The 23,395-nt window shown below is 70.4% G+C and carries 13 protein-coding genes; 10 read left to right on the top strand and 3 right to left on the bottom strand.

From position 1 onward, the window contains the following. Window positions 1–2: 2 nt before the first annotated feature. Window positions 3–413, top strand: coding sequence for a Fur family transcriptional regulator (locus ACIP84_RS02250; RefSeq protein WP_401793471.1), 411 nt, complete (start codon window positions 3–5; stop codon window positions 411–413). A 132-nt stretch (window positions 414–545) separates the two neighbouring features. Here the strand turns inward: ACIP84_RS02250 and tpx are convergent, their stop codons facing one another. Beyond that, complete coding sequence (tpx, locus tag ACIP84_RS02245; protein WP_055601924.1) at window positions 546–1,046, bottom strand: thiol peroxidase; 501 nt, start codon at window positions 1,044–1,046, stop codon at window positions 546–548. Between the two features lie 286 nt (window positions 1,047–1,332). Between tpx and ACIP84_RS02240 the strand changes: the two genes are divergently transcribed. The 5 genes from ACIP84_RS02240 (at window position 1,333) to ACIP84_RS02220 (ending at window position 7,281) form a co-directional block, all read left to right on the top strand. After that, window positions 1,333–2,556: an alginate lyase family protein gene (locus ACIP84_RS02240; protein WP_401793467.1), complete on the top strand. Its 1,224-nt coding sequence runs from the start codon at window positions 1,333–1,335 to the stop codon at window positions 2,554–2,556. Window positions 2,557–2,695: 139 nt separating this feature from the next. Then, complete coding sequence (locus ACIP84_RS02235; RefSeq protein ID WP_401793464.1) at window positions 2,696–3,997, top strand: ricin-type beta-trefoil lectin domain protein; 1,302 nt, start codon at window positions 2,696–2,698, stop codon at window positions 3,995–3,997. A 135-nt stretch (window positions 3,998–4,132) separates the two neighbouring features. Beyond that, window positions 4,133–5,092, top strand: a complete 960-nt coding sequence (locus ACIP84_RS02230; RefSeq protein WP_355966906.1) for a helix-turn-helix domain-containing protein — start codon at window positions 4,133–4,135, stop codon at window positions 5,090–5,092. Window positions 5,093–5,207: 115 nt separating this feature from the next. Continuing rightward, window positions 5,208–6,203: a type I glyceraldehyde-3-phosphate dehydrogenase gene (gene gap / locus ACIP84_RS02225; protein WP_319317338.1), complete on the top strand. Its 996-nt coding sequence runs from the start codon at window positions 5,208–5,210 to the stop codon at window positions 6,201–6,203. A gap of 229 nt (window positions 6,204–6,432) precedes the next feature. Then, window positions 6,433–7,281 (top strand): alpha/beta hydrolase family protein, encoded by an 849-nt coding sequence (locus ACIP84_RS02220; RefSeq protein WP_401793461.1) that lies wholly within the window; start codon window positions 6,433–6,435, stop codon window positions 7,279–7,281. A gap of 65 nt (window positions 7,282–7,346) precedes the next feature. Here the strand turns inward: ACIP84_RS02220 and ACIP84_RS02215 are convergent, their stop codons facing one another. Then, window positions 7,347–10,436 (bottom strand): glycoside hydrolase family 3 protein, encoded by a 3,090-nt coding sequence (locus ACIP84_RS02215; RefSeq protein WP_401793458.1) that lies wholly within the window; start codon window positions 10,434–10,436, stop codon window positions 7,347–7,349. A 72-nt stretch (window positions 10,437–10,508) separates the two neighbouring features. Further along, on the bottom strand, window positions 10,509–12,458 hold the full coding sequence (locus ACIP84_RS02210) for a lectin (protein WP_355966896.1): 1,950 nt from the start codon (window positions 12,456–12,458) through the stop codon (window positions 10,509–10,511). Window positions 12,459–12,665: 207 nt separating this feature from the next. Here ACIP84_RS02210 and ACIP84_RS02205 point away from each other — a divergent pair, with 207 nt between their 5' ends. The 4 genes from ACIP84_RS02205 (at window position 12,666) to ACIP84_RS02190 (ending at window position 23,389) form a co-directional block, all read left to right on the top strand. Continuing rightward, entirely contained in the window at window positions 12,666–13,676 is a 1,011-nt protein-coding gene (locus ACIP84_RS02205; RefSeq protein ID WP_187624817.1) for a LacI family DNA-binding transcriptional regulator, read from the top strand. A 296-nt stretch (window positions 13,677–13,972) separates the two neighbouring features. After that, window positions 13,973–17,344 (top strand): CARDB domain-containing protein, encoded by a 3,372-nt coding sequence (locus tag ACIP84_RS02200; protein ID WP_401793454.1) that lies wholly within the window; start codon window positions 13,973–13,975, stop codon window positions 17,342–17,344. Between the two features lie 31 nt (window positions 17,345–17,375). Then, on the top strand, window positions 17,376–21,662 hold the full coding sequence (locus ACIP84_RS02195; protein ID WP_401793451.1) for a discoidin domain-containing protein: 4,287 nt from the start codon (window positions 17,376–17,378) through the stop codon (window positions 21,660–21,662). Window positions 21,663–21,970: 308 nt separating this feature from the next. Continuing rightward, a complete protein-coding gene (locus ACIP84_RS02190) occupies window positions 21,971–23,389 on the top strand; it encodes an extracellular solute-binding protein (protein ID WP_355966889.1) in 1,419 nt (472 codons plus the stop codon). Window positions 23,390–23,395 lie beyond the last annotated feature (6 nt).

The following is a 23,395-nucleotide window of genomic DNA, read 5'->3' as shown; positions in this document are numbered from 1 at the left end:
GAATGAGTGACCTGCTGGAGCGCCTGCGTGCGCGTGGCTGGCGCATGACGTCCCAGCGGCGTGTCGTCGCGGAGGTCCTCGCCGGCGAGCACGTCCACCTCACGGCCGACGAGGTGCACGCGCGCGCCGTGGCACGCCTCCGGGAGATCGCGCGGGCGACCGTCTACAACACCCTGGGCGAGCTGGTGGCCCTCGGTGAGGTCGTGGAGCTCTCCACGGACGGCCGGGCGAAGCGGTACGACCCGAACGCGCACCACGCGCACCAGCACCTGGTCTGCTCGAACTGCGGCATCATCCGCGACGTCCACCCGACGGGGGACCCGCTGACGGTCCTCCCGCCTGCGGAGCGGTTCGGCTTCACCGTGTCGAAGGCCGACGTCACGTACCGCGGGCTCTGCCCCGCCTGCGCCTGACCGCGAACGCCCGGAGCCCTTGCGCCTGACCGGGAACGCCCGGAGCCCCTGCGTCTGACCGGGAACGCCAGGAGCCCCTCCACCGTGGCGGTGGAGGGGCTCCCGTGCGTCGCCGAGAGGCGGCGGCGTCTCCTACTTGAGCGCGGCGAGCGCGTCCTCGTAGCTGGGCTCCTCGGCGATCTCGCCGACGAGCTGCGCGTGCAGGACGGTGTCGTTCTCGTCGAGGACGACGACCGCGCGGGCGGTCAGACCGGCCAGCGGGCCGTCCGCGATCTCCACGCCGTAGTTGGTGTGGAACTCACGGCCGCGGAGCGTCGAGAGGTTCTTGACGTTCTCGAGGCCCTCGGCGCCGCAGAAGCGGGCCTGCGCGAAGGGGAGGTCGGCGGAGATGCAGAGCACCACCGTGTTCTCCAGCGCGCCGACCTTCTCGTTGAAGGCGCGGACCGAGGACGCGCAGGTCGGCGTGTCGACGCTCGGGAAGATGTTGAGGACCTTGCGCTGACCGGCGTAGTCCTTCAGCGACTTGTCCGCCAGGCCCTCGGCGACGAGCGTGAAGTCAGGAGCCTGGCTTCCCGGGGTCGGCAGGGTGCCGTTGACCTGTACCGGGCTGCCCTTCAGCGTGACCTGGGCCATGGGGGATCTCCTTAGGACGATGTAAGTGACAACGAGGGGAATCGTACGGCGTGGTGACCCGCCGGCCGGACAGGTCCGTCAGGTCCAGACCGGCGTGATCAATCGCGGTCGGTTCAAGTATATGAACACTCTGGAGGCCATCGTCGATCGCGGCCGTCGACTGCTTGAACCGGCGGACGTGTGCAACAGGCATGCATTCCATTGCCTTGACGCCTTTGGTTCAGACCTTTAGGTTCCACCCTCGACAGCGATCGAGTGTTCATGTATGTGAAGAAGGAGCAACGACATGGCCATACGGCGCGATGCCTCCCCTGCGAAGCGCAGGGGAAGGAAGGTCCTGCTCACCGTTCCCCTGCTTGCCGCCGCTCTCCTCGCCACCCTCGTCGCCGGGCCCGGGGGAGGCCGCGCCGAGGCGGCCCCCACCACGTTCACGCACCCCGGCGTCCTGGTCTCCCGCGGCCAACTCGACTTCACGCGGGAGCGGGTCAACGCCGGCGCACAACCCTGGAAGGGCGCCTACGACCAGATGGCGGCGAGCAGGTACGCCTCGCTCTCCCGGGTCCCGAAGCCCCGTTCCGTCGTCGAGTGCGGCTCGTACTCGAACCCGAACAACGGCTGCACCGACGAGCGCGAGGACGCCCTCGCCGCGTACACGCTCTCCCTCGCCTGGTACATCACGCGGGACAGCCGGTACGCCCAGAAGGCCATCGAGATCATGGACGCCTGGTCCGGGGTGATCACCGACCACACCAACTCGAACGCGCCCCTGCAGACCGGCTGGGCCGGATCCTCCTGGCCGCGGGCCGCGGAGATCATCCGCTACACCTACACCGGCTGGCCGCAGGCCCGCGTCGACCGGTTCAGGACCATGCTGCGCAACGTCTACCTCCCCGAGGTCACCAACGGCTCCCACTCCAACGGCAACTGGGAGCTCAGCATGACCGAGGCGGCCATCGGCATCTCCGTCTTCCTGGAGGACCGCGCCGCGTACGACAAGGCCGTGGCCAAGTTCCGCGGCCGCGTCCCCGCGTACATCTACCTCGCGAGCGACGGCGCCCTGCCGAAGGCGGCGCCGGGCAGCGGCCTCGACACGCGCGACGAGATCGTCCGGTACTGGCAGGGGCAGACGACCTTCGTCGACGGCCTCACCCAGGAGACCTGCCGCGACCTCACCCACACCGGCTACGGCCTCTCCGCCATCTCGCACATCGCCGAGACGAGCCGCATCCAGGGCCAGGACCTCTATCCCGAGGTCGCCGACCGGCTGCGGCACGCGCTCGGTCTGCAGGCCAAGTACGAGCTCGGCGCGGCGGTGCCGAGCTGGCTCTGCGGCGGCACGCTCAAGGACCACCTCGGGCCGGTCACAGAGGTGGGCTTCAACGCGCTCCACCACCGCATGGGGTACGGGATGACGAACACCCAGAACCTCACCGAGTCCCGGCGTCCGGCGGGCACCGACAACCTCTTCGTCGCCTGGGAGACCCTCACCCACGCCGGCAACCCCGGCTGACCGTGACGCGCGGGGGAGTCCGCACCTCTTGACGCCCCCTTACTTCACTTCTTAAATCATGGAGGCGCCTAAGGCTCTCGCCGTGTCATGGACATGGCGAGAGCCTGCCGTTCCCCCACACCCGACGGAAGTGAGAACCATGCCCTCCGCCCGCTCAGCACGGCGGCCGCTGTTCACCGCAGTGACCGCACTCGCCCTGGCCCTGGCCACCGCGGCGCTCGGTCCCACCGGCCCCACCCGGCCCACCGGCCCCGCCGACGCGAACGCCGCCCTCCGGACCGCCGCCCTCCAGCCGGCGGCCGACGCGGCCGCCGTCACCTTCTCCGACACCTTCGACGGTGCCGCGGGACTCCCCGTGGACGGCGCGCGGTGGCAGATCGAGACCGGCGACAACGTCAACAACCACGAGCGGCAGTACTACACGGCCGGCAACCGCAACGCCGCCCTCGACGGCCAGGGCCACCTCGTGATCACCGCCCGCAGGGAGAACCCGGGCAACTACCAGTGCTGGTACGGCCGGTGCGAGTACACCTCGGCACGGCTCAACACCGCGGGGAAGTTCACCGCGCAGTACGGCCACGTCGAGGCCCGGATGAAGGTGCCGCGCGGCCAGGGCATGTGGCCCGCGTTCTGGATGCTCGGCAACGACCTCGGCCAGGTCGGCTGGCCCGCCTCCGGCGAGATCGACATCATGGAGAACGTCGGTTTCGAGCCGTCCACCGTGCACGGCACCCTGCACGGCCCCGGCTACTCCGGCTCCGGCGGGATCGGCGCCGGCTACACCCTGCCCGGCGGCCAGGCCTTCGCCGACGCCTTCCACACCTTCGCCGTCGACTGGTCGCCCGGGAAGATCACCTGGTCCGTGGACGGAACCGTCTACCAGACCCGAACGCCCGCCGACCTCGGCGGCCGCGCCTGGGTCTTCGACAAGCCGTTCTTCCTCATCCTCAACCTCGCGGTCGGCGGCTACTGGCCCGGCGACCCGGACGGCTCGACCGCCTTCCCGCAGCAGCTCGTCGTCGACCACGTCCGCGTCACCACCGCCGACACCCCGACCACCGGGGGACCGATCACCGGCATCGCCGGCAAGTGCGTCGACGTGGCCGGGGCGAACAGCGCCAACGGCACCCCCGTGCAGCTCTACGACTGCAACGGCACCGGCGCCCAGCGGTGGACCGTGGGGGCCGACGGCACGATCCGGGCGCTGGGCAAGTGCCTCGACGTCACCTCCGCGGGCACGGCCGACGGCACCCCCGTCCAGCTGTGGGACTGCAACGGCAGCGGCGCCCAGCAGTGGACCGCCAACGCCGCCCGGGACATCGTCAACCTCGGATCCGGCAAGTGCCTGGACGCCACCGGCAACAGCTCCGCCAACGGCACCAGGCTGCAGATCTGGTCGTGCGGCGGCGGCGCGAACCAGAAGTGGACGGTGACACGCTGACCGGCCGGCGCCGGCGCCGGCGACGCCCCGCCCCGCTGCCGTCGCCGTGCCGACAACCGGCCTCGCCGCGTCGGTGACGCCCTGACCTGCGGAGCCGTCGGCCGGTGACGCGGGCCGCCCGCCTAGGCTGTACCCGTGCCGCCCACTCCCCGCCTCCACCGCGTCGCCGTCCTCGTACTCGAAGGGGCGAAGCCGCTCGACGTCGGCATCCCCGCGCAGGTCTTCACGACCCGCGCGAGCATGCCGTACGAGGTGAGGGTGTGCGGCGCGGAACCCGGTCTGGTCGCCGGGGGCGACGGCCTCTCGTACGCCGTCGCCCACGGCCTCGACGCGCTCGCCTGGGCCGACATCGTCTTCGTCCCCGGCTACCGCTTCCCCGACCGCGAGGACCCGCCGCGCGGCGTGGTCGACGCGCTGATCGCGGCCCACGACCGGGGCGCCCGCCTCGCCGCCATCTCCACCGGAGCCTTCGCGCTCGCCGCGACCGGGCTGCTCGACGGCAAGCGGGCCACCACCCACTGGCACTACACCCAGGCCCTCGCCGCGAAGCGCCCCCTCGTCCACGTCGACGAGAACGTCCTCTTCGTCGACGAGGGGAGCGTGCTCACCTCCGCCGGCGCCGCCTCCGGCATCGACCTGTGCCTGCACATCCTGCGCGGCGACCTCGGAGTGGCCGCCGCGAACCACGCCGCCCGCCGCCTCGTCGCCGCCCCCTACCGCAGCGGCGGCCAGGCGCAGTACGTGCCGCGCAGCCTGCCCGAGCCGCTCGGCGAACGCTTCGCCGCCACGCGCGAATGGGCTCTGCACCGGCTCGGCGAGCCGCTCACCCTCGATGTCCTCGCCCACCACGCGGCGGTCTCGGCGCGCACCTTCTCCCGGCGCTTCGTCGAGGACACCGGGTACACGCCCATGCAGTGGGTGATGCGCGCCCGCGTCGACCTCGCTCGGGAACTCCTGGAGCGCTCGGAGCGGAGCGTCGAGCAGATCGCCGCCGACGTCGGCCTCGGCACCGGGGCCAATCTGCGCCTGCACTTCCAGCGCATCCTCGGCACGACGCCGAGCGACTACCGGCGCACCTTCACCAAGGGTGAGTAGCCCCTCCGGCCGGATCTTGGCGTGATCCTTGCGGACCGTGGCGATCTCGCCTCTGTCAGGACCGTTCCCGGCGAGCGAACCTGGTGGCGACGCAGAAGTTGAAGGGACACCATTCATGACTCGCATCGCCATCAACGGATTCGGCCGCATCGGACGCAACGTGCTCCGCGCACTGCTCGAGCGCGACACCGACCTCGAGGTCGTGGCCGTCAACGACCTGACGGAGCCGAAGGCCCTCGCGCGACTGCTCGCCTTCGACTCGACGTCGGGCCGCCTCGGCCGTCCCGTGAGCGTCGACGGCGACACCCTCGTCGTCGACGGCCGCCGCATCAAGGTCCTCGCCGAGCGCGAGCCGGCGCAGCTTCCCTGGGCCGAGCTCGGCGTCGAGATCGTCCTCGAGGCGACCGGCCGGTTCACCAACGCCAAGGCCGCCCGCGCCCACATCGACGCCGGTGCCAAGCGCGTCCTCGTCAGCGCGCCCGCCGACGGCGCCGACGTCACCCTCGCGTACGGCGTCAACACCGACGCGTACGACGCGGAGCTGCACACGATCGTCTCGAACGCCTCGTGCACCACGAACGCGCTCGCGCCGCTCGCCAAGGTCCTCGACGACCTGGCCGGCATCGAGCACGGCTTCATGACGACGGTCCACGCCTACACGCAGGAGCAGAACCTGCAGGACGGCCCGCACCGCGACCCGCGTCGCGCCCGTGCCGCCGGCGTCAACATCGTTCCGACCTCGACGGGCGCCGCCAAGGCGATCGGCCACGTGCTGCCGAACCTGGACGGCAAGCTGTCGGGCGACTCGATCCGCGTCCCGGTCCCGGTCGGCTCGATCGTCGAGCTCAACACGACCGTCGCCCGCGACGTGACCCGTGAGGACGTCCTGGAGGCGTACCGCGCCGCCGCGGCCGGCCCGCTCGCCGGGGTCCTGGAGTACTCGGAGGACGCGCTGGTCTCCTCCGACATCACGGGCAACCCGGCCTCGTCGATCTTCGACTCGGAGCTCACCCGCGTCGAGGGCCGCCACATCAAGGTCGTCGCCTGGTACGACAACGAGTGGGGCTTCTCGAACCGCGTGATCGACACGCTCCAGCTGCTGGCCCGCTGACCCCGGACGCCACCGCAGAGCACCACACCGCACGTCGCCCTCGCCGAACCACGGATTCGGCGGGGGCGACGTGCGTTCTGGGCAGCTGCACAGGGGGGTGGCGCCAGGTCTGGGCTCCTGCGGACAGACACCCGCCCCGGTGAGCTCGATCATGGCCTGGTCACGCTTGCGAGGACGCGCAAGGTGCCGGAGCCGTAAAGGAGTTCGTATGCCAGGGAGAACGAGTCGCGTGTTGGGCGGTCTTCTGCTCGCCGCCGTGATGGCCGTGTGCACCGCGCCGGGCACGGCCGGCGCGGCCGCCGGCGCGGGGACCGCGGGCACCGTTCCGTCCGTCGGTACCGACTGGGGCCGGACAGGGCCGTACGAGGTGGCCGTGGACATCGAGGCGGTGCACACCTTCTACTACCCCCGGAACATGGGGCGGTCGGGCGAGCGCCACCCGGTCGTGATCTGGGGCAACGGCACGGGCGCGGTCCCCGGCGTCTACAGCTCGCTGCTGCGGCACTGGGCGAGCCAGGGCTTCATCGTCGCCGCCGCGAACACCCCCACGTCGAACTTCGCCCTCAGCATGCGCGCGGGGATCGACGTCCTGGAGCACCGGAACGCCGACAGCTCCAGCGTGTTCCACGGCAAGGTGGACCTCGACCACATCGCTTCGGCGGGGCACTCACAGGGCGGCGCCGCCGCCGTCAACGCGGCCATCGACCCCCGGGTCGACACCGCCGTCCCGATCCAGCCGGGTCCGCTGACCGACCCGGACCTCATGGACCAGCCCGTCTTCTACCTGGCCGGCCAGCGCGACCTGACGGTGTGGCCGGCCCTGGTGAAGGCGCTGTACCGGGACACGGACCACGCCCCCGCCGTGTACGGCGAGGTCCGCGGCGCCGGGCACCTCAGCTCCATCGGCGACGGCGGTGACTTCCGCGCCCCGACCACCGCCTGGCTGCGCTACTGGCTGCTGGGCGACGAGAACGCGCGCGGCCTGTTCTTCGGCCCCGGGTGCGGCTACTGCGTCGACAGCGACCTGTGGTCCGGCTGGGACCGCAACGCCAAGGCGCTCCAGATCCCGGGAAGGTGATCACGACAAGCCCGGCCCCCGGAGGGGTCCTCCCCGGGGGCCGGGCCCCGCGTCCGCGTCCTCCGTCAGCCCGCGGCCCGGTACGCCTCCGTCAGCTTGCCGACCGCGCCCGCGAGATCGCCCGTGAGCAGCAGATGGTCCGCGTCGGCGAACGGCTTGGCCGCGGCCTCGGTGAGATGCCCGCCGATCCTCTTCTGGGCGATCTGCCGTGCCACCGCGACGAGCTTCCGGCCCTCGGCGGAGTCGCCCCGGCCGACCGCCTGGAGCGCCTTGGCGGCGATGCGCAGCGCCCGCAGCGCGGGTTCCCCGCCGGACGGTGCCGGAGTGAGGGTGGTCAGCCCCCAGCCGTACGGGAACTGCGGGTCGTAGCTGCTGTCACCCACGTTGAGGGGCAGCTGGGCCTCCGACTTCGGCCAGGTCACCGGGAGCTGCCCGGTGAACGGCCGCTTGCCGTAGAGGACGTCGGCGACGCCGTCGCCCTCCGTGCCCGGCAGCCAGGACGCGACCAGGGCGTCGATGTCCGGCAGCCGGTCGCCGATGAGCTGCGGCCGTCCCGACACGATCAGGACCGCGCACGGCATCGCCGCGCAGACCTTGTCGACCGCTGCCTTGTCGGCGGCCGTCAGTTCGAGGTCGTTGCCGTTGCCCACGTCGCCGAACCCCTCCGCGTACGGAGTCTCGCCGACCACCACCACACCGACGTCGTAGCCGTCGGTCGGCGCGGAGGCATCCTTCGACCAGCCGATCCGGGCGTCCGGCGCGGCCTTCCGCATCCCTTCGAGGATCGTCGTACCGGTCGTGGTGCGGCCGGAGGAGCCCTGCCAGCTGATGGTCCAGCCACCGGCCTGGTTGCCGAGGTCGTCGGCGTTCGACCCGGCCACGTACACCTTCTGGGCGGGCTTCAGGGGCAGGACGGAGCCCTCGTTCTTCAGGAGCACCTGCGACTTCGCCACGGCCTCCCGCGCCACCGCGCGGTGTTCGGCCGAGCCGATCGACGGCAGGTTCGCGGTGTCCGCGTACGGCTTCTCGAAGAGACCGAGGCGGAACTTCTGGGTCAGGATGCGGGCCACCGCGTCGTCGATCCGGGCGGTGGAGATCCGGCCGGACCCGACCTCGGCGGTGAGGGTCCGGGTGAACTCCTGGTAGTTCGTCGGCACCATGATCATGTCGAGACCGGCGTTGACCGAGGTGCGCACATCGCTGGGGTAGTCGCCGGGGATCTGGTCGATGGCCTGCCAGTCGCTGATGACGAAGCCCTCGAAGCCCATGCGGTCCTTGAGGACGCCGTTGATCATCTCGGCGTTGGCGTGCATCTTCACGGGTCCCTGCTCGTCCCCGAGGACGTCGAGCGAGGAGTACGAGGGCATGACCGTGCCCGTACCGCGCTTCACCGCCTCGGCGAACGGGGCCAGGTGCACCGCTTCGAGCTCCGCGCGGGTGACCTTGGTGACGCCCTGGTCGGTGGTGTACGAACCGGTGGTCGAGGAGCCGAAGGCGGTGCCGCCGTCGCCGACGAAGTGCTTGGCGCTGGTGAGGACCTTGTCGTTGCGGTCGAGGTCCTTGCCGTTCCGCGCGCCCTGCATGCCGGTGATGACGGTCTCCATCGCGGTGACCAGCGCCGGGTCCTCGCCGAAGGCCTCGTAGGAACGGCCCCAGCGCTCGTCGCGGGTCACGCAGAGGCACGGGGCGAAGTCCCAGGGCACGCCGGTGGCCCGCACCTCCTTCGCGGTGACGGCGCCGGTCCGCGCGGCGAGCTCCGGGTCACGGCCGGCTCCGATGCCGATGTTGTGCGGCATGATCGTCGCGCCGATGACGTTGTTGTGCCCGTGGACCGCGTCCACGCCGTAGATCAGCGGGATCTGGTAGCGGGTCGCCTGCGCGCGCAGCTGGTACGCGTCGACCATCGCCGCCCAGGCCGCGGGCGTGTTGGGCGTGGGGACCGAGCCGCCGCCGGAGAGCAGGGACCCGAGCGCGTAGCCGGCGATGTCGCCCTGGGCCCGCAGCGCGTTGCGCTCGGCCTGCGTCATCTGGCCGACCTTCTCCGCCAGGGACATCCGGGAGAGCAGATCGGCGACCCGCTTGCGTACCGGCAGCCTGGCGTCGAGGTACGGCAGTCCGTGCGCGTTCACCACGACCAGCGGGGTCTCGGCGGGCGCCTTGGCGCCGTCGACCGTGAGCCGCAGCGGAATCGTCTCGGCGGACTCGGCCGAACCGTCCTTCAGGGTCTGCACCGTGATCGAGCGGGTCGTGCCCGAGGGGGTCCCCGCGGGGAACACGACACTGCCCGTGACCGGCCGGTAGTCCTTCCCCGGCTCGGCCCCTCCCGGCTCGACGCCGCCGCTCTCCGTCGCGTAGGTCACGGTGACGGGCTCACCGGTCGGCCCGGAGCCGGTGGTGGCCACCGAGACGTCGATCCGGGCGCTGCCGCCCTCGTCGACGGGGTGCACCACGGACTTCGTGACCACCTTCGTGTTCAGGGCGGGCTCCGCCGTGCCGTACAGCTCGACGCCGTCCAGGGCGAAGGACCCCGGCCCGCCGGTCGGGAGCGTGACCGCGTACCCCCACATCCGGTGGAGGCCGAGGACCTGGTCGATGCCGCCGACGGGCTGGTAGTCGGTCCGGTACTGGAAGTCCGAGAACGGGACCTCGACGAGGTGCCAGCCCTCCCAGTCGTCGGTGAAGGAGGTCGTCCACAGTTCGGACGCCTCGCCGTTCGCGCCGCCGTCCTTGATCTCCAGGGCGATCCGCTTGCCCGAGCCGGGCGGCAGCGGCGCCGTGTTCTGGCCGTACCACCAGAACCGGATGCCCTTGTACGCCGTCCAGTCGTGCGCCGGCTGATCGAAGGCGAAGTCGTGGGTGAAGCCGCCCCAGCCGCTGATGTCGTAGCGGCCTTCGAGGACCTTGCCGCCCTCGGGGGCGTCGGCGCGCTCCCTCAGTTCGAGCCTCGGGTGCGATTCGGTGGCGTCTCCCCAGGTGAACAGACCCTCGGCGGGTGGTGACGCGAAGGGGACCTCACCCTCGAAGCGGTCGACCGCCCGGGGTGCGGGCTCCTGGGCGGCGGCGCTCGGCAGGCCGCCGGTGAGCAGGCCGGTGAGGACGGCCGTCGCGGCGACGACGGCCGCGCTCACCGTTCTGCGGGGACGTGCGGGTGGCATGCGGGCTCCTTGAAGGGCCTGTCTGTGGGCCCTGTGCGGGGGAGGGGGACGGAGGGAGCGGGAGGCGGCGGATCATGCCGCGTTGTGGGTCCACTTCTGGTTGGCCCCGCCGGTGCAGGTCCAGATCTGCGCCCGGGTCCCGTCGGCGGAGGAGTTGCCGGTGATGTCCAGGCACTTGTTCGCGCCGGTGTTGACCACGTCGTGCGTGGTGGCGTTGTACGTCCAGCGCTGCGCCGCGGTGCCGTTGCAGTTGTACAGCTGGACCTGGGCGCCGTCGGCCGTCGAACCGCCGGTGACGTCGAGGCATTTGCCGAGAGCCCGGACGCTGCCGTCGGCGGCGAGCGTCCAGCGCTGCGCCTCGGTGCCGTTGCAGCCGTACAGCTGGACCGGGGTGCCGTCGGCTGTGGCGCCGCCGGCCACGTCCAGGCACTTGCCGGCCAGACCGGTCAGCGTGCCGGTGCCGGTCCCGCCGCCGCCGGTCGTCCCCGACCAGGTGAAGGTCGCGGTGGTGCGGGCGGGCAGCGTGTACGTGAAGGACTGGTTGCCCCAGTCGACCCTGACGGACTGGGCGGAGGCGCCGCCGTTGTGGGCGATCAGCGCCTTGGAGCCGTCGGAGTTGCGCCAGGCCACGTTCTGGATCGTGCTGTTCGCGGTGGAGTCGATGCGGTACGCGCCGGGCCTCACGAACTTGGTGAGGTGGCCCGTCGTGTAGTACTCGACCGTGTAGTCGACCTGTCCTGCCCGGGCGCCGCCCTCCTGCACGGTGATGAGACCGGTGCAGGTGCCGCAGCCGCCGTTGTGCGGGCCCATGTTCTGGTTGAGCCCCAGGCTCCACTTGACCAGGCTGCCGCTCCAGTTGCGGGCGTAGTTGACGATGTCGCTCATGTCCTCGTTGTGCTGGTTACCGATCCAGGTGCCGCCGGAGTGCTCGGTGCTGAACTGCTTCACCGAGGGGTACTGGTTGTGGACCTGGGTGCCCACGGCGGGGTCGCCGAAGTAGCCGTGCCAGGCGATGCCGCCGAACAGCGGGTCGTTGCGCACGCCCGCGTCGTTCAGGATCCCGGCGCCGAAGGCGGCGTAGTCGCCGTAGTTCCAGTCGTGGACGAGGACCTTGGTCGTGATGCCCGCGGCGCGGAAGGCCGGGTAGACGTGGTTCTTGGTGAACTCGACGAGCCCGGCCGGGTTCCAGCTCATCCCCGGGTAGTTCATGGCGGTCGGGTTGCCGGCCTGACAGCAGTTCGGTTCGTTCTGCACGGAGAGGTAGTCGACCTTCACCCCGGCGGCCTGGTAGCTCTGCACGTACTTCACCAGGTACTGGGCGTACAGCGGGTAGTACTCCGCCTTCAGCCAGCCCATCTGGTCCATCCGGCCGTTGTCCTTCATCCAGCCCGGCGCGCTCCACGGCACGCCCTTGACCCGGAGGGCGGGGTTGAGCTGCTTGGCCTGCGCGGTCAGCAGGCGCACGTTGGTGTCGTAGCCGTTGGAGCCGAAGTCGTCGAGGTCGCAGCAGGTGTCGTCGAGGGAGACGTTGCCGGGCCGGGAGAGGTCCGAGGCGCCGATGGGGTTGCGGACGAAGGACAGACCGATGCCCTCGGTCGGGGAGAACAGCCTGCGCATCACGTCGTCACGGGTGGCGGCGCTGACGGCGCCGCCGCGCAGCAGGTGGGCGGTGGTGTCGGTGATCGACGCGCCTCCGCCCTCGAACTGCTGGTACGTGGTGTTCTCGTTGACCGTGATCGTGTGGTTCGCGGTGCCGCCGGCCGGGCCGAACGCGAGGGGGGCCTGCTGGGCGAGACCGCGGGTGACGGTACGGCCGCCGGAGTCGGAGGTCGTGGTGAGCCAGACGTCGACCCGCTCGCCCGCGGCCTGGGCGGTGCCGGGCCCGGTGAGGACCAGGCTGCCGGCGACGAGGGCGCCGGCGGTCAGCGCGGTGAGCGGCCGGAGCCGGCGGGTGCGGAGCCCGGCGACCGCTCGTCGCTCTCGTCTCTCCACTCCCCGCCGGAGGAACGTGCGTACGCGCATGCGTGTGTTATGCACCTGACAACCCCTTCGTCGTCTCGCACCCAACGGGTAACCACAGCAAGCCTTTTATCAAGGCCTGAAGTTATGAGGCGCCCTTCCGCCCGTCAACCCTTCAAGCGTTGTCCGCTCTCACGGGTTGCGTTCGTTCCCTGCAAGAGCTTGGCAGCGACGCAACTCGCTTGCGAAGTTTGCGATACTCTTGCGTTCATGACGCGACGACTTGCTCAAGTGGCCAAGAAGGTGGGAGTCAGCGAGGCGACGGTCAGCCGTGTCCTCAACGGAAAGCCCGGTGTCTCCGAGGCGACACGGCAGTCCGTCCTCACCGCGCTCGACGTGCTCGGATACGAGCGGCCCACGCAGCTGCGGGGCGAGCGCGCGCGCCTGGTCGGACTCGTCCTGCCGGAGCTGCAGAACCCCATCTTCCCCGCGTTCGCGGAGGTGATCGGCGGCGCGCTCGCGCAGCAGGGACTGACCCCGGTCCTGTGCACCCAGACCAAGGGCGGCGTCAGCGAGGCGGACTACGTCGACCTCCTGCTCCAGCAGCAGGTGTCCGGAGTCGTCTTCGCCGGAGGGTTGTTCGCGCAGGCCGACGCCCCGCACGACCACTACCACCAGCTCGCCGAGCGCAACATCCCGGTGGTCCTGATCAACGCCTCCATCAAGGGACTCAACTTCCCCTGCGTCTCCTGCGACGACGCCGTCGCCGTCGAGCAGGCCTGGCGCCACCTGGCCTCCCTCGGGCACGAGAGGATCGGCCTCGTCCTCGGCCCCAGTGACCACGTCCCCTCGCGCCGCAAGCTCGAAGCCGCCCGCGCCGTGGCCGAGGCCGCCGGCGGAGAACTGCCGGACGAGTACGTCGTACGGTCGATCTTCTCGCTCGAAGGCGGGCAGGCCGCCGCCACCCGCCTCCTGGAGCGGGGCGTCACCGGCATCGTGTGCGCCAGCGACCCCCTCGCCCTCGGCGCCATCAGGGCGGCCCGGCGCCGCGGACTCTCGGTCCCCTCTCAGGTGTCCGTCGTCGGCTTCGACGACTCCGCGTTCATGAACTGCACCGAGCCGCCGCTCTCCACCGTGCGCCAGCCCATCGAGGCCATGGGGCGCGCCGCCGTCGAGCTGCTCTGCGCCCAGATCCAGGGCACGCAGACGGACCCCGGTGAGCTCCTCTTCGAGCCCGAACTCGTGGTGCGCGGCTCGACGGCGCCGCCGCCGACCGTCTGACCCCTCCGCTCACCGTTCCCCGGCTCCGGCGCCGGGGAGGCCTCACCGCCTCCCCGGCGCCGGAGCCGTTTCTCGTTGACCTGCGCGGATGCGAGGGCCCAACCCCCGTTTCTGTCACGGCTGTTGACAAAGCGGTGACCTGCTAGAAACCTGACACCCCGGCGGCGCAAAAGATTAACTGAAACACTCAATAAGTCTGTCATTCGCCGTCATTCATTGTCAGAGTTCCGCTGGGTTCCTGGCGAGAGGCCGTGTGCCGGCTCCCAACCGGTGGCCCAGCAGACGGAGAGGCCCATATGAGAGGCAGAATCCTGAGCTGGCGGCTGACGATCGGCGTCCTGATAGCCGGACTGATCGCCGTCGGACTCCTTCCGGTCACCGCCTACGCGGCGGCCGCGACCAACCTCGCCCTCGGCAGAACGGCCACGGCATCCGGCGCCCACGCCGCCTACCCGGCCGGCAACGTCACCGACGGCGGCCAGCAGTCCTACTGGGAAGGCCCCGCAGGATCGTTCCCGCAGTGGGTGCAGGTCGACCTCGGCGCCGGAACCCGCGTCGACAGCGTCGTCCTGAAGCTCCCCACCACCTGGGAGGCCCGCTCCCAGACCGTCGCCGTGCTCGGCAGCACCGACGGCAGCACCTTCACCACCCTCGCCGCGCCCCAGCCACGGGCGTTCGACCCCTCCGCGTCGAACACCGTCACCGTCGGCACCACCTCCACGACGACCCGGTACGTCCGCGTGCAGGTGACGGCCAACACCGGCTGGAACGCGGCCCAGCTCTCCGAGGTCGAGGTCTACGGCGAGAGCGGCGGCGGCCCGGTCGACCCGCCGCCCACCGGCACGAACCTCGCGCGCAACAAGCCCATCGAGGCGAGCTCCACGACCCAGACGTACGTCGCGGCCAACGCCAACGACGACAGCACCACCAGCTACTGGGAATCCGCCGGCTTCCCGGCCGACCTGACCGTGAAGCTCGGCGCCGACGCCGATGTCACGGCCGTGGTCGTCAAGCTCAACCCGGCTCAGGTCTGGGGCCCGCGCACCCAGGCCATCCAGGTCCTCGGGCGCAAGCAGGCCGCCTCCGGCTTCACCTCGCTCAAGGCACGCGCCGACTACGCGTTCAACCCCTCCACCGGGCAGAACACCGTCACCATCCCGGTCACGGGCCGCTACGCCGACCTGCGGCTGACCTTCTTCTCCAACACCGGCGCCCCCGGCGCCCAGGTCGCGGAGTTCCAGGTCGTGGGCGCGGCGGCACCCGGCCCCGACCTCACCGTCACCGATCTGACCTGGTCTCCGTCCACCCCCTCCGAGACGGACACCGTGACCGTCAACGCCACCGTGCGCAACGCCGGCACCGCGGCGGCCGCCGCCACGACCGTCGAGGTCAGTGTCGAAGGTGCCGTGGCCGGTTCCGCCCAGGTCGGCGCACTCGCCGCCGGCGCCTCGGCGACCGTCCCGGTCACCGTGGGCAAGCGGCCCATGGGCTCGTACACCGTCTCGGCGGTGGTCGATCCGACCGACACCGTCCCCGAGCAGGACAACGGGAACAACAGCCGGACCGCCGCCACGAAACTGGTCGTCGGCCAGAGCCCCGGCCCCGACCTGCGGGTCACCGGGATCACCAGCAACCCGACCAGCCCCGCCGTCGGCTCCGCCGTCACCTTCACCGTCGCCGTCCAGAACCGCGGCACGACCACCGCCGCCGGAACGGTCACCCGGCTGACCGCGGGCACCACCACCCTCAGCGGCACCACGGGCACCATCGCCGCGGGCCAGACGGTCACCGTGCCGATCACCGGCAGCTGGACCGCCACCACCGGCGGCGCCACACTCACCGCGACCGCCGACGCCACGGGCACCCTCACCGAGACCGACGAGACGAACAACGTCTTCTCGCGCTCCCTCGTCGTGGGCCGGGGCGCCGCGGTTCCGTACACCGAGTACGAGGCGGAGGACGCCCGCTACCAGGGCACCCTGCTCACCGCCGACCAGAAGCGGACCTTCGGGCACACCAACTTCGCCACCGAGTCCTCCGGCCGCAAGTCGGTCCGACTCAACGCCACCGGTGAGTTCGTCGAGTTCACCTCCACCAACCCGGCCAACTCCGTCGTCGTCCGCAACTCCGTGCCCGACGCCGCCGCGGGCGGCGGCGCCGACGCCACGATCAGCCTCTACGCCAACGACGTCTTCGTCCGCAAGCTGACCCTGTCGTCCAAGCACAGCTGGCTCTACGGCAGCACCGACGACCCCGAAGGACTCACCAACCGCCCCGGCGGCGACGCCCGGCGCCTCTTCGACGAGTCCCACGCCCTGCTGGCCCAGTCGTACCCGGTGGGAACGAAGTTCCGCCTCCAGCGCGACGCCGGGGACTCGGCGTCCTTCTACATCATCGACCTGATCGACCTGGAGCAGGTCGCACCCCCGGCCGCCAAGCCGGCGAACTGCGTCTCCATCACCGAGTACGGCGCCGTCCCCAACGACGGCATCGACGACACCGACGCCCTCCAGCGCGCGGTGACCGCCGACCAGAACGGCCAGATCCCCTGCGTCTGGATCCCCGCCGGCCAGTGGCGCCAGGAGCAGAAGATCCTCACCGACGACCCGCTCAACCGCGGCCAGTTCAACCAGGTCGGCATCCGCGACGTCACCATCCGAGGCGCGGGCATGTGGCACTCCCAGCTCTACACCCTCACCCCGCCGCACGAGGCCGGCGGCATCAACCACCCCCACGAGGGCAACTTCGGCTTCGACATCGACCACAACACCCAGATCTCCGACATCGCCATCTTCGGCTCCGGCGCGATCCGCGGCGGTGACGGCAACGCCGAGGGCGGCGTCGGCCTCAACGGACGCTTCGGCAAGGACACCAAGATCAGCAACGTCTGGATCGAGCACGCCAACGTCGGCGTCTGGGCCGGCCGCGACTACTCCAACATCCCCGAACTGTGGGGCCCAGGAGACGGTCTCGAGTTCACCGGCATGCGGATCCGCAACACCTACGCCGACGGCATCAACTTCGCCAACGGCACCCGCAACTCGACCGTCTTCAACTCGTCCTTCCGCAACACCGGCGACGACGCCCTGGCCGTCTGGGCCAGCAAGTACGTCAAGGACACCTCGGTCGACGTCGGCCACGACAACCACTTCCGCAACAACACCATCCAGCTGCCCTGGCGCGCCAACGGCATCGCGGTATACGGCGGTTACGGCAACACCATCGAGAACAACATCATCTCGGACACCATGAACTACCCCGGGATCATGCTCGCGACCGACCACGACCCGCTGCCCTTCTCCGGCCAGACCCTCATCTCCAACAACGCACTGCACCGCACCGGCGGCGCGTTCTGGAACGAGGACCAGGAGTTCGGCGCCATCACCCTCTTCGCCCAGGGCCAGCCCATCCCCGGCGTCACCATCCGGGACACCGAGATCCTCGACTCGACCTACGACGGCATCCAGTTCAAGACCGGTGGCGGCGAGATGCCGGACGTGAAGATCACCAACGTCCGCATCGACAAGTCGGTCAACGGCTCCGGGATCCTCGCGATGAGCGGCGCCCGCGGCAGCGCGACGCTGACCGGCGTCACCATCACCAACTCGGCCGAGGGCGACGTCCTCGTCGAGCCCGGTTCCCAGTTCGTCGTCAACCGGACCGGCTGACCCCGTGCACATGAATCGAGAGCGAGGACGGATGAGTTTCCACCACTGGAGATCACGGGGCCTGAGCGCCGTGATCGCGACCAGCCTCCTGGCCCTGGGAGGACCCCTCATGTCCGCCCAGGCGGCGGGCGGCCCCAACATCGCCCTGGGCGACGCCGCCGCGGCGTCCGGATCCCACGCCGAGTACGGCGCCGCGAACATCACCGACGGCAACCAGGGGACGTACTGGCAGAGCGCCGGCAGCACCCTGCCCCAGTGGGTCCAGGTCGACCTCGGCGCCACCACCCGCGTGGACGAGGTGGTCCTGAAACTGCCCGCCGGCTGGGAGAGCCGCAACCAGACGCTGTCCGTCCAGGGCAGCGCCGACGGCACGAGCTTCGCCACCCTCAGGAACTCCGCCTCCTACACCTTCGCCCCGGGCGCGGCCAACACCGTGACGGTCTCCTTCCCGGCCACCCAGGCCCGGTTCGTACGGGTCCACATCACCGCCAACACCGGCTGGCAGGCCGCGCAGCTCTCCGAACTGGAGGTCCACGCGGCCGACGGATCCTCGGCCAACCTGGCGAGCGGCCGCACCCTGACCGCGAGCAGCCACACCGAGGTGTACACGGCGGGCAACGCCAACGACGGCAACCGGGCCACCTACTGGGAGAGCGCCAACAACGCCCTCCCGCAGTGGATCCAGGCCGACCTCGGCTCGTCCGTCCGCGTCGACCGGGTCGTCCTCCGGCTTCCCGACGGCTGGGGCGCGCGCAGCCAGACCCTCAAGATCCAGGGCAGTGCGAACGGCACCGCCTTCACCGATCTGACCGCCTCCCAGGCGTACACCTTCGACGCCGCCGGGGGACGGGCCGCGACGATCACCTTCGACGCGACCACCACCCGGTACGTCCGGGTCCTCGTCACGGCGAACTCCGTCCAGCCCGCCGCCCAGCTCTCCGAGCTGGAGATCTACGGGCCGACCTCGGGAGACACCCAGGCGCCGTCCGCACCCGCGAACCTCGCCCTCACCCAGCCGGCCACCGATCAGATCCGGCTCACCTGGAACGCCGCCACCGACGACACCGGCGTCACCGGCTACGACATCTACGCCAACGGCACCCTGCTGACCAGCGTCGCCGGGAGCGTCACCACCTTCACCGACACCCGGCCGGCGAACCAGACGGTCACCTACCGCGTCCGCGCGAAGGACGCGGCGGGCAACCAGTCCGCCGACAGCAACGCCGTCACCCGCACCGGTGACACCGGCGACACCCAGGCACCGACGGCGCCCGCGAACCTCGCGTTCACCGAGCCCACCGCCGGCCAGATCAAGCTGACCTGGAACGCCTCCACGGACAACACCGGAGTCACCGGCTACGACGTCTACGCCGACAACGTCCTCCGGGGCAGCGTCGCCGGGAACGTCACCACCTACACCGACACCCAGCCGCCCTCCGCGACCGTCACCTACCGCGTCCGCGCGAAGGACGCGGCGGGCAACCGGTCGACCGAGAGCAACGCCGTCACCCGCACCGGCAGCGGCGGCGGCGGCTCCAACCTCGCCGTCGGCAAGGAGATCAGCGCCTCCTCCGTCGTGCACACCTTCGTCGCGGCCAACGCCAACGACAACAACGTCAGCACCTACTGGGAAGGCTCCGGCGGCAGCTACCCGAACACCCTGACCGTCAAGCTGGGCTCCAACGCGGACGTCAACAGCCTCGTCCTCAAGCTCAACCCGGACACGGCCTGGTCGACCCGCAGCCAGACCGTCGAGGTCCTCGGCCGCGAGCAGAGCGCCACCGGCTTCAGCGGCGTCACGGCCGCCAAGAGCTACACCTTCGACCCGGCGAGCGGCAACACCGTCACCATCCCCGTCTCCGCCCGCGTCGCCGACGTCCAGCTGAGGTTCACCGCCAACACCGGCTCCGCGGCGGGCCAGCTCGCCGAGTTCCAGGTCATCGGCGTCCCCGCCCCCAACCCCGACCTCGAGGTCACCGGCCTCACCACCACGCCCGCCTCGCCCGTCGAGTCGGACCCGATCACCGTCAGCGCCACCGTCCGCAACAGCGGCCCGGCCGCCGCACCGGCCAGCGCCGTCGCGCTGCGCCTCGGCGGCACCAAGGTCGCCACCGCGCAGGTCGGCGCCCTGGCCGCCGGCGCCCAGACCACGGTCAGCGCCTCCATCGGAGCTCGCGACGCCGGCAGCTACCAGCTCAGCGCCGTCGCCGACGAGGCGAACGCCGTCATCGAGCAGAACGAGTCCAACAACACCTACACCCGCCCCGCCGCCCTGGTGGTCGCGCCGGTGTCCAGCTCCGACCTCGTCGCCGCCTCGGTGACGACGTCACCGTCCAGCCCGGCCGCCGGCGACACGGTCACCTTCAAGGTGGCCCTGAAGAACCAGGGCACCGCGGCGAGCGCCGCGGGCACCCACGGCGTGACCCTCACCCTGACGGACTCGACGGGCGCCACCGTCAAGACCCTGACGGGCACCCACAACGGCACCCTCGCGGCCGGTGCGGGCGCCGAGGTGAACCTGGGTCCGTGGACGGCTGCCAACGGCTCCTACACGGTGAAGACGGTCGTCGCCGACGACGCCAACGAACTCCCGGTCAAGCGCGCCAACAACACCTCCACGCAGCCCCTCTTCGTCGGGCGCGGCGCCAACATGCCGTACGACATGTACGAGGCGGAGGACGGCACCGTCGGCGGCGGAGCCACCGTCGCGGGGCCGAACCGCACCATCGGCGACATCGCGGGCGAGGCCTCAGGCCGCAAGGCCGTCAGCCTGGACGCGACGGGGGAGTACGTCGAGTTCACCACCCGGCGCTCGACCAACACCCTGGTGACCCGCTTCTCCATCCCGGACTCCGCGGGCGGCGGCGGCATCGACTCCACCATCAACGTGTACGTCGACGGGGTGTTCAAGAAGTCGCTCCCGCTGACGTCGAAGTACGCCTGGCTGTACGGCGCCGAGGCCGGACCCGGCAACTCCCCGAGCGCGGGCGCACCGCGCCACATCTACGACGAGGCGCACCTGCTCCTCGGTGAGACCGTCCCGGCCGGCAGCAGGATCCGGCTCCAGAAGGACGCCGCGAACACCTCCACGTACGCGATCGACTTCGTGAACCTGGAGCAGGTCGCCCCGGTCGGGAACCCGGACCCGGCCACGTACACCGTGCCGGCCGGATTCGGGCACCAGGACGTGCAGAACGCCCTGGACAAGGTCCGGATGGACACCACCGGCACGCTCGTGGGTGTCTATCTGCCGCCGGGCGACTACCAGACGGCGAGCAAGTTCCAGGTGTACGGGAAGCCGGTCAAGGTGGTCGGCGCCGGACCGTGGTTCACGACGTTCCACGCGCCGTCGGCCCAGGACAACACCGACGTCGGCTTCCGTGCCGAGGCGGCGGCCAAGGGCTCGCTGTTCAAGGGCTTCGCCTACTTCGGGAACTACACCTCGCGCATCGACGGACCGGGCAAGGTCTTCGACTTCGCGAACGTCACCGACATCGTCATCGACGACATCTGGAACGAGCACATGGTGTGCCTCTACTGGGGCGCCAACACCGACCGGATCACCATCAGGAACTCCCGAATCCGCAACATGTTCGCCGACGGCATCAACATGACCAACGGCTCGACGGACAACCACGTCGTCAACAACGACGCGCGGGCGACGGGTGACGACAGCTTCGCCCTGTTCTCCGCGATCGACGCCGGCGGCGCCGACATGAAGAACAACGTCTACGAGAACCTCACCACGACCCTGACGTGGCGGGCGGCGGGCGTGGCCGTCTACGGCGGCTACAACAACACCTTCCGCAACATCCATATCGCCGACACGCTCGTCTACGCGGGCATCACCATCTCGTCCCTGGACTTCGGCTATCCCATGAACGGCTTCGGGACCGAACCCACGACCTTCGAGAACATCTCCATCGTCCGGGCGGGCGGTCACTTCTGGGGCTCCCAGACCTTCCCCGGCATCTGGGTGTTCTCCGCGTCGAAGGTCTTCCAGGGCATCAGGGTGAGCCATGTGGACATCGTCGACCCCACGTACAGCGGGGTGATGTTCCAGACGAACTACGTGGGCGGTCAGCCACAGTTCCCCATCAAGGACACCGTGTTCACGGACGTCTCCATCACGGGCGCGCGCAAGAGCGGTGACGCCTTCGACGCCAGGTCCGGGTTCGGCCTGTGGGCCAACGAGATGCCCGAGTCGGGGCAGGGGCCCGCCGTGGGGGAGGTGACCTTCAACGGCCTGCGGCTGAGCGGCAACGCGGTGGACATCCGTAACACCACCTCCACCTTCAAGATCAACGTCAACCCGTAGTCCGGGCGGCGGGACATCCCGCCCTCACCCTCGCGAGGCCGATGCAGGTGGCTTGCAGCCACTTGCATCGGTCTTGCGTGCGTTCTGTCGTCCGCCTTCCGTGAGGAGCCCTGTGGCCCCGGCCTCGTGCCCCTGAACTGTCGGTTTCCTGAGCGCCCAATCCGGCGCATCGGCCCCTGACTGTCAGGCAATTACGAAACCAGCGCGATATCTTGCGTTCACTTGTTGATGGTGGTTGAGTGTGCGACGCCCCACAAACGCACAGGCGGTGGGGCGACCTCCACGTTCAGGCCCGAAGGGGACCACCCATGAGAAGTGCCCGGTTCCGCCGTACGCGCCGCGCCAGCGCGGTCACCCTCGTCTCCGCGCTCACGCTGACCGCGCTCGCCGCCTGCGGCACGAGCAGCAGCAACAACAACGGCAGCGGCGGTTCCGAGGGCGGTGGGTCCTCCGACCCCACCGCCCCGCTGGACCCGAAGACCAAGGTCACGCTCACGATCGACTGCATGCCCCCCGCGGCGAAGGCGGCCGAGCTCAAGGAGTGGAAGGAGGACGTCGCCGAGTTCAACAAGACGTACCCCAACGTCACCATCGAGGGCCGCTCCACCCCGGGCCAGTGTCTGGAGCCGCCGCGGTTCACCGCGATGCTCAAGGCCAAGTCCCAGCCGGACGTGTTCTACACCTACTTCACCGACCTGCCGCAGGTGCTCTCCGAGAACGGCGCGGCGGACATCACCGCGTACGTCAACGACAAGAGCGTCCCGCTCCTCAAGGACATCGACCCGAACGTCCTCGGCTCCCTCAAGCAGGACGGCAAGCTGTACGGCCTGCCCACCAGCAACTACACGATGGGTCTGCTGGTCAACCGCAAGCTCTTCACCCAGGCCGGGCTGGACCCCGACGCCCCGCCGCGCACCTGGGAAGAGGTCCGGGCCGCCGCCAAGAAGATCGCCGGACTCGGCAACGGCGTCGCCGGCTTCGGCGAGTACAGCGCCGGCAACACCGGCGGCTGGCACTTCACCGCCCAGATGTACAGCATCGGCGGCGAGGTCGTCGACGCGAGCGGCAAGAAGGCCGCCTTCAACAACGAGCTCGGCAGGCAGGTCGCCGAGAACCTCCACGCCATGCGCTGGGAGGACGACAGCATGGGCAAGACCCAGCTGCTCAAGTGGGGCGACCTCCAGAAGCAGATAGCCACCGACAAGCTCGGCATGTTCCTCGCCGCCCCCGACGACATCGCGTACATGGTCCAGCAACTCGGGGCCACGTACGAGAACTTCGGCATGGGCCCCATCCCCGGCGAGAAGAACACCCTGGCCGGCGGCAACAACTACATGATCAAGCAGGGCATCTCCGGCGACAAGATCAAGGCCGCCGTCGCCTGGCTCAACTTCAAGAACCTCACCGTCGGCAAGGGCCAGTTCGACTGGGCCCGCACCAAGCGGGACGCCCTCCCCGTCGGCGTCCCGCAGCCCAACTTCTGGCTGAACGACTCCAAGGCCAAGGACGACGCCGCACGCGTCGCCAACGCCACCATGCCGGTCCAGAACTTCAAGTCCTTCATGGACAACCCCGTCGCCGGCAAGGCCGAGCCGCCGAAGGCCCAAGAGGTCTACAAGGTCCTCGACAACGTGATGTCCGGCCTCCTCACCAACAAGGACGCCGACATCGACAAGCTCCTCGCCACCGCCGAGGCACAGGTCAACCAGGTCCTCGCCACCCAGTGACGGCCA

Origin of the sequence: Streptomyces sp. NPDC088707, assembly GCF_044752725.1 — a bacterium.
Lineage (GTDB): Bacteria > Actinomycetota > Actinomycetes > Streptomycetales > Streptomycetaceae > Streptomyces.
The sequence above is the reverse complement of the archived record's forward strand: the minus strand, read 5'-3'. Positions and strand labels throughout refer to the sequence as shown.